This is a genomic window from Sporosarcina saromensis (assembly GCF_033253735.1).
GTDB classification, from domain to species: Bacteria; Bacillota; Bacilli; order Bacillales_A; family Planococcaceae; genus Sporosarcina; species Sporosarcina saromensis.
Window position 1 is genome coordinate 338,386 of record NZ_JAUBDI010000002.1, and the last position, 8,605, is coordinate 346,990.

7 protein-coding genes are annotated in these 8,605 nt (G+C 39.0%); 1 reads left to right on the forward strand and 6 read right to left on the reverse strand.

The window, feature by feature from the left end:
- From QT711_RS04490 to QT711_RS04510, 5 genes are all read right to left on the reverse strand, one after another.
- Positions 1 to 1,563 (reverse strand): FAD-dependent oxidoreductase, encoded by a 1,563-nt coding sequence (locus QT711_RS04490; protein ID WP_317942312.1) that lies wholly within the window; start codon positions 1,561 to 1,563, stop codon positions 1 to 3.
- A complete protein-coding gene (locus tag QT711_RS04495) occupies positions 1,564 to 2,616 on the reverse strand; it encodes a Gfo/Idh/MocA family protein (protein WP_317942313.1) in 1,053 nt (350 codons plus the stop codon).
- A gap of 151 nt (positions 2,617 to 2,767) precedes the next feature.
- Entirely contained in the window at positions 2,768 to 3,766 is a 999-nt protein-coding gene (locus tag QT711_RS04500; RefSeq protein WP_317942314.1) for a zinc-dependent alcohol dehydrogenase, read from the reverse strand.
- A 12-nt stretch (positions 3,767 to 3,778) separates the two neighbouring features.
- The gene (locus QT711_RS04505) at positions 3,779 to 4,834 is read right to left on the reverse strand and encodes a dihydrodipicolinate synthase family protein (RefSeq protein WP_317942315.1); all 1,056 of its coding nucleotides are present in this window, start codon (positions 4,832 to 4,834) and stop codon (positions 3,779 to 3,781) included.
- Positions 4,835 to 5,851 (reverse strand): NAD-dependent epimerase/dehydratase family protein, encoded by a 1,017-nt coding sequence (locus QT711_RS04510; protein WP_317942316.1) that lies wholly within the window; start codon positions 5,849 to 5,851, stop codon positions 4,835 to 4,837.
- Between the two features lie 263 nt (positions 5,852 to 6,114).
- On the opposite strand from QT711_RS04510, the gene QT711_RS04515 reads away from it, so the two are divergent.
- Positions 6,115 to 7,470 carry a GGDEF domain-containing protein gene (locus QT711_RS04515; RefSeq protein WP_317942317.1) on the forward strand — a complete coding sequence of 452 codons (1,356 nt, stop codon included), beginning with the start codon at positions 6,115 to 6,117 and terminating at the stop codon, positions 7,468 to 7,470.
- Positions 7,471 to 7,535: 65 nt separating this feature from the next.
- Here QT711_RS04515 and QT711_RS04520 read toward each other — a convergent pair whose 3' ends face one another.
- Positions 7,536 to 8,429, reverse strand: coding sequence for a Gfo/Idh/MocA family oxidoreductase (locus QT711_RS04520; RefSeq protein WP_317942318.1), 894 nt, complete (start codon positions 8,427 to 8,429; stop codon positions 7,536 to 7,538).
- Positions 8,430 to 8,605: the final 176 nt, after the last annotated feature.

Below are 8,605 nucleotides of genomic sequence, written 5' to 3' on the forward strand. Positions count from 1 at the left end.
TCAATCTTTGTAGAACTCTTTTGGCCACTCAAGTTCAAAGCCCTCTGCTCTTAGCTTCGTTTGAAATTCCATTAACAACTGACTATTTTCACGTACTTCTTTTGGTTTTGCCTTCGCTTTTATACAAAAAGAAACTAATGCCCCACAAGCTTCTCCAATATTCCACTCTGTTGGATGAAGTCGATAGCAGCCATTTGTGATATGTGTTGTCCCTATGTTTTTACAACCTGCCAATAAATTATCAGTATCCTTTGGGATTAGCGCACCTAATGGAATATGGTATGGTAAGGCATCAACATCAAAATACGTTCTCCCTGTCATACTCGGGTGCAAATCAATACTATATGACCCGATTCCAATCCGATCCTCGTATAACTTGCCTGTTTTTCCATCATTAAATTCAGGGGAAACATCTTGTTCGACAATTGTGTATTCCGCTTTGATTCGCCTTGACTCTCTTATATAAGCAGCTTTTGCCAAGCCATCTTCCGTTTCGAATAAATCTTTACGCAGTTTTAACCCCGGGTATCCTTTGCCACCATCAGGTCGTGGGGCGTCGGTTTGTAGCCAGTAGAGAAGTGATAAGCTAAGCTGTTTAGCTTGGTATATATTTCTTCCTTTTTCTTCTTCTGTGACATCATAAATATTTCCTAAAAAGTAGTCACTTTGTGGCCAATTCATTAAACTTACATCACCCGTATAAACAGGAGTTGTAAATTGTTTTCTATCAAAGCTACGTCGGTATTCCCAGAGTGGAAACCCCTGCTCTTCACGAAATAGCGTATACTCTCTTTTCTCTTTCGTGATCGGGTGTGGAGCGAAGAAACTCAAATATTTTTCAGGCCATATGTCCGGATGAAACTCTTTCCAAAATGAGTACATCTCCGGCTCAGGGATTGTGTGATCTTCTCCTTCTCTATATTCCATTCCAAGTACATAAGTAAATGCTTGAATATCATTCGGATCCGAGATTTCTAATGCATGTATCTCTTTTGTATCAGACTTTGCTTCTGCACCCGTTACAAATTCGATATTGGCGAGTGGCAATAGGTCCCCAGCTTCCGTAGCATCAATGAAATACGGAGCAGCCAGCTTACCTAATTTTCCTGTCAGTGTATTTTGATAGGTTACGTTCATCACTGTTCTACCCGTTCTTTCAACCGATGTAACAATTGTATTCAACTGAATCGTTAGCTGATTTGTTAAGACGTACGGCAAAAGCATTTCTTTTAATACATGTAAGCTAACTCTTGGATCATGGCAAATCTTACTCACTAAACCGTTCCCCGGATTAAATGCTGTGTTCTGAACCGTGACATCCATTGCTCGCAAATACGTTTCGCGTACTTTACTACGATATTCCCGGTATCTCCGTGTTGAGCCGAACTCTTCAATCCATTGATGTTCATCTGGTGGTACCCCTTGTGAAGTGACTTGACCACCAATCCAATCAGTTTCTTCCGTCAACACGACATTTAATCCATTAGCACAAGCCGATAATGCTGCGGCGCAACCGCCTAGACCAGCACCTATAATGACAAGATCTTTTTTCAACGTATCCATTTACAAATACACTTCTTTGCCTGTTTTTGCTGATTCATAGACAGCGTTTAGCATTTTCATAATTTGCACGCCGTCAGCAACAGGTGCTATCGTTTCTTTTCCTTCTATACAACAGTCAACGAAATGATTGATTTCATTCGTAAAGGCTTTCTCAAAATCAAAACTAAGATTATCAATTTGCGGCGTAATGTTTAGAATGGTATTATTTTTTTCTGTCACCATCGCTAATTGTGGCTCGATTTCTGCTCCGCCTTTTTCCCCAAATAATTTAGCGTATAATTCGTCTTCTTTAGCATGTAGCGTAAAACTAACATCTACAAATAAAGAAGCACCATTATCAAAACGAATGAGGGCATTTGCTAGATCTTCGACATTATTTAATGCCGCGTCATAGTCAGCCGCTTGATAGAATGATAAGTTTTTTATATTGCTTCGGTTACCCAGCTTTGAGTAGGTATTTCCACTCACTGAGACAGGGCGCGGTTTGCCCATCAAATACCAGCATATGTCAATCATATGAACGCCTAAATCGATAAGCGGCCCTCCGCCTGATTTTGACTGATCACTAAACCAACCTCCAGGATTGCCAAGCCTTCTGATACAGGAAGCCTTAGCATAATACATCTCCCCGAAATCACCTGAATCGATAAATTGTTTTAGTATTTTCGTATTATCCCCATGCCTTCTGACAAATCCAACCTGTAGAATTTTACCCGTTCTCTTGACTGCCTCTTCAACAGCTAAGGCTTGTTCGACAGTCATACTCAATGGCTTTTCAACCAAAACATGTTTTCCTGCTTCCAATGAAGCGATAGCAATCTCTGCATGGGTATTATTCCATGTACAAATACTAACGGCATCGATTTCCGGATTCTCTAATAAGTCTTCATAGTTGCTATACAATCCACTTACACCATACAGTTCGCCTGCTATCGCTAGACGTTCTGCATTTTTATCACATAATGCTACCAACTCTACTCCAACGTTTTCTACGTATGGCTTAATGTGAAACGCTGATATAGAACCTCCCCCTATAACTCCAACCTTTAACATTTGTAAAGCCTCCTTTTAATTCACTAATGATACTTTATAAAATCCAGAATGAGCGATTACATGTGTAATCGAATTTATAAGATAGACACCGTGATATTTGTCCGACTTATCGCTGCAGGCACCACACGTGTTATAGTTAGAGTTCTAAACGTCAACATATATAGTTAATAATTTTTGTTAGTGATTTTTTATTCATCAAATCATCGTATGCAGTAGGTACGTCATTAAAATCGACCTCATCCATTAGGAAGGGTAGTACATGGATACGTTTCTCGCTTACTAGCCGTAAATATTCCGCTACGTTTCTACCTTCCGTCCATCGTACGTAGCCATATGGGTAATCGATAGCTTGCTTTTCATATACCGGATCATAGCGTCCTGGACCACCGGCTCTCGAAATAAGGATTTGTGCTTCCTTTGCAAACATCAATTGGCGAGGGAAATCCGGTTCAATGTCTCCCACAATTACCACTTTCCCCTGCTTACGAATCCATTCTAAGCTTTGGCTTGTTAGCGAGGAGCGCTTGCCACCTGCACATAATAGAACGGCATCTACTCCATTGCTTTGCGTACATTTCTTTATTTCTGCTTCCATCTCCGACATCGTTGAAAATGAACGAATTCCCATTTCTCCATTGACCATTGCGGCTCGTTCTGATTGAACGTCGAAAGCAATTACATCATATGCGGCTGCGGCAGCGATTTTAGCAATCATTTGACCTAGTAATCCTAAACCAACGACTACAACCGTTTCGCCAAAACCAAGCTTTGCAACTCTAAGTGCATGAATCGCAATCGCGCCAATCCCTGCTAATGCGGCTTCCTTTGGCTCTACGTTAGCTGGGACCTTCGCACACAATGTTGTCGGGACTAATAAAAACTCCGAATGACCAACATAGGGTGCTCCGTAACACGCGACAATATCACCTATTTGGAATGTCTCTACATCTTCCCCGCACTCTTCAACAATTCCTACTGCACTATAACCTAATGATATTTCACTATCCTTACTTATTCCGACTAAGCTAAGTTCCGTCCCAGGTGAAATCACAGAATGTAATGTTTTCACCAATACGTAGGAATGTTCGATAGTTGGCTTAGCAATCTCGATAATATGGACTTTTTGATGACTCGCAACAATAGATTTCATTTGATTTGCTCCTTACTCTTTGAACCATTTGGCCAAGTTCTCTTTCACGAATGCATCATCATGTAAATGTGGATATTCGGCATAGACACGGTCTATTTCATCCAATTGATTTGGACTCAGTTTTTCCTTTTCCAGTAGACACCAACGCCCCTTTAAAAGTCCTTGTCTTGACAGCACCTCGTTGATACCTGCAATGCTACCTGTAAATTGATTGCTTGGGTCGAAAAATGCAGCATTCGCATCTGTTATTTCTTGTCCCAATGTTAAGAGCTCGCTTGGAATCTGCCCTGTTCCTCGAATGTCTTTTATTGTATTAAAAATATCCACTGTTGTTTTCGTCCACACTGACCAATGCCCAAGTAAACCGCCTACAATCTGTTTCTCTACCTGTTCACCGTTTACAGTGATTCGATAGGTTGTTAACAAGTCATTAATGATATTGTCATCATTTCCTGTGTAAATTGCGATTTCTTCATTTCTTTCAGAGTGGCAAACCGCACGGACGACGTCAAAAGTTTGATAGCGATTAAAAGGTGCTATTTTTATGCCATGAACATTCGGGATATTCGCAAGTCTTCTCCAAAAGTCATACGAAAGTATTCGGCCACCAACTGCCGTTTGTAAATAGAATCCAAAAACCGGGATGATCTCTGCAATTTTTTCAGTCCTATGTAGCAACTCTTCCTCGGTAACGTTTTGTAACCCACCCATACTCAACAAACCAATGTCATAACCAATTGATTTGATAAACTTCGCTTCTTCGATGGCCTGCTCTACTGGTCCACAAATTCCACCGATCTTAATAAATGAATTTGGAACCTGTGCTTTCTTCATCTCTTCAATCGCAATCGTTAATACCTTTTCGAATAAATTGAACTGTGGATCACGTATTTCAAACTGTGTTGTGTGGACGCCAACAGCAATCCCGCCTACTCCTGCATCAATATAATAACGAGTAAGTGCTCGTTGACCGGCTTCGTCAAGCTGGCGATCTTCTGTTAGCGCTAAAGGGTGAGCCGGTATAACTGCCCCTTTATGTAAACTTTCTTTAACCGCAGGATTCAACATTTAAAACTCTCCTTTGCGCTCTTGAAAATGAGTTGGCTTATTAAGCGTTTCTCCTTTGTTAACCAACCATTCTGCTGTCATATCAATCATTTGTTGTAGTGGTACCTTTGGATAACCAAATAATTGATGTGCTTTAGAGGAGTTATTTAATAATGCTGTCGACTGTTCTTCATTGATAAACTCTGCTTCTTTGTCAAATCGTTTTCCAAATTCCTTTGCCAACCAGCGAACTGAGATCGTCTCTGGCCCAGTCACATTCAATATTTTAGGAGGATTCTCGCAATACAATAAAGATCTTACAGCATATTCGTTGGCATCTCCTTGCCATATAACATTGACACTCCCCATTGTTAGATCAATGGCCTTACCTTCGAACACATGCTTAGCGATTTCAAGTAATACCCCGTACCTCAAGTCTATTGCGTAATTCAAACGTAAGATGAGCATTGGTGTGTCATTCGTTCGTGAAAAGTTTGTCAGAACACGCTCTCTTCCCAAACACGATTGTGCATACTCTCCAATCGGACTTGCCGGTGTATCTTCAGAACAATTACCATTCACAACATTTGTGAGTGGATACACATTCCCAGAAGAAAATGCAACTATTCGAGAGTTCTTAAATTTGTCTGCGATTCTACCAGGTAAATAAGCATTCATTGCCCATGTGAAATGTTCGTTGCCAGCAGTACCAAATTTATTGCCCGCCATAAAAATTACGTTTTTAACATCTGGTAGTAATTGCAATTGTTCGTCTTTTAACAAATCGACTGCAATCGTTTCAATGCCAAATTCCTCTAACTCGTTTTTTAAATCCTCTGATGAAAATCGAGAAACACCAATTACCTTTTTGTCCAAGCCAGCTTGATCAATGGCCCGTTTCGTCATTTTCGCTAGCGTTGGCCCCATTTTTCCTCCCACACCCAAAATGATAATATCCCCGTCCACTAATTTTAAATCTTCAATCAACTCTAGTGATGGCGCTGTCATAAAATCGTCTAGTTCTGTAAGCGTCTTCATTTTACCACTCCTATTTATTATTTCTGCTTTTAGCTAGCAACCTAAATATTTCAACTTTCACTCTTTTTAATTGTATGTACACGTTCATTAAAAGACAAGTCTTTATGTGGTCTTTTAATAGATTAGAACAATAACAATGTTTCACTTTATATTGCCTTGTTTTTGACAGACTACCTATTAGAAAGTATTATGAACTAAATATTATATTAAAGGACATGATTTCAAAGATTCATATGACTAAAATGGTGAATGGGGATGAATTTATGCAAAAAGATCATTTTATTTCAGACAGATCAGAAATAAATATCGGGATAATAGGTCCAGAAGCGCTTGTCAATCAAACACGTGAAACCTTAAAAAACTTTCCTAATTTCAAACCCGTTTTCCGTGTAATCCATCCTGATAGTCTACTTATTGATATCACAAGAGAACTAATGGATGTTGTTGAAGTTCTAATGTTTACCGAATATCATTCATACAATATCGTCAAACAAGCAGTGGAATTTATAATACCTGTGCACCATATGCCGATTATGGGCACCGGATTATATAGATCGTTATTTATTATTAAAAATGGATATAGCTTAAAATCCTTGTCCATTGATACAGTTGAAGTTAAGTATGTTGAACAAATTTTAATAGAGCTTGAAGAAGATAATTGTGAACTGATTACTTATAAAAATCCTTCGGCGAATACGATTATTGAAGAAGTCGTTCAGTTTCATGTGGACAATCATCAAAAAAACAATTCTATTGCACTTACAGGAATTCAAGAAGTTTCTAAACATCTATCCGCTAGAGGTATCCCCAATGAATGGGTAACTCCGACTCAGCAAGATTTGACTATTTCATTAGAAAGAGCTCTGTTAGCAACGACTACACGAAGAAACAAAGAATCTCAAATTGTTTTCGGCCTCATTAACATTGATAATTTTAAAGGAGTCACAGTAAATTATTCTTCTGAGCATGATGTTCAATTATTTAAATTAAGTATCCAACAAATGCTTCTGGATTATATTAAACAGCTTGATGGGTATCTACTCAATTTAGGTGGAGAAGAATATACATTCATTACAACTCGTGGCATTTTTGAACGTGAAACGAGAGGGTATAAATTTATCCCATTACTGCAGGATGTCAAAAGTGAACTTGGCATTACAATAAGTCTGGGTGTTGGCTTTGGTCGTACTGCTGCCGAGGCAGGCAATCACGCTCGTTTAGCACTTCGACAATCCAAAGAGTTAGGTGGCAACGTTTGTTATATCGTACGGGAAGATCGTAGTGTTTTGGGTCCTGTCGATGTAATGACTAACAAACAATACGAAAGATATAATTTAGTAATTACCGATCCACAACTACTAGAAAAAGCTGCAAAAGCAGGTATGTCTGCATCCTACATGACAAAGCTAATGGCACGCGTTTCTAGACATAAAAAAATTGAGTACACAGGTCAAGAATTAGCGTCCACACTCAATATAACGATAAGGAGTGCTAATAGAATCCTACTAAAATGGACGGATGCCGAATTGGTAACGATTATCGGTGAAGAGAAAGTATCGCATAAAGGAAGACCCCGCCGTATTTACCGACTAAGTTTTTTAGATGAAGAGTATAGTTAACTTACAGATGCCGATAGGGGTTGTTACCTTCGGCTTTTTTATATACACTTTATTCTCTTTGTTTGTTATAAGATGACTGTTTTTCCAGATAGGCTACTTTCGTTGCTTGCTTCAACAAAACGGATAATCTCTTTTGTTTCATTTAAAGGAACTTTGGGAATACCATCTTGAAAAAAATCCAATACCTGCTCTAACAAACTGGCATAATAAGGTTTTTCATTCAAACTAATATCTATATACTCGGTACCTAGCTCAAAATGAATCAATACACCAAACTGATTATTCCCTACTCGATTGCCTCTAATGGTCCCAATACGACCGTCTTTCCAGACGCCCGTAATTACGTCATGCTCTGGATTCGTGATGGTCTTTATCGACTTTGAACCGCTACCTAATACAGTGAACAGCATTTCGACCATATGAATGCCATACCAAAAAAATCCTTGCTTACTATCTTGAATCTCCATTGGCCCAAAACAATCTGCACCTATAATTTTTCCCTTATTCGTATTACGAATAGCTTTTGTTAAATTCTCAGCATAGCGTAGCGCTGATGTACTCATAATCGCTGTTTCATATTTTGCAGCTAGTTGTATCATGTCATTTGCCACTTTCGAACTTATACTAAAAGGTTTATCTATAAATATTGGTTTTTTGAACGCAACTACTTTTTGTAATTGCTCATGATGAACTGCGCCATCTACGGATTCTAAAAAAATAGCATCACTTACATGGGCAACTTGTTCAATCGTATCCACAATTTCTACTTCAAACTGGCTCCTAAGCTCTTGTGTAAAGGCCTCCACACGAGAGATGCTCAGTTCAAAATGAGGTGATCCACCAGGAAAAGCAATTACTACTTCTCCCCCCGGCACATGATATCTTTCGTTTGGATTATTTAATAGTCTCGTAAAAGCAACTACATGTGATGTATCGAGCCCTATTATACCGAGCTTCAAACTCTCCCACTCCTTTACTGTGCACCTAAATTATTTCATTCCAGACATTTGAATTGTTTATGGCACACTAGAAATGTAGAAAACGGCAGCTAATTTATGTATAAAAAAAAGGCCACTTGCCAACATCTGAAAAAATACTTACACTCCTGTTGGGCATTAAGTTCACAGGAGGTAAA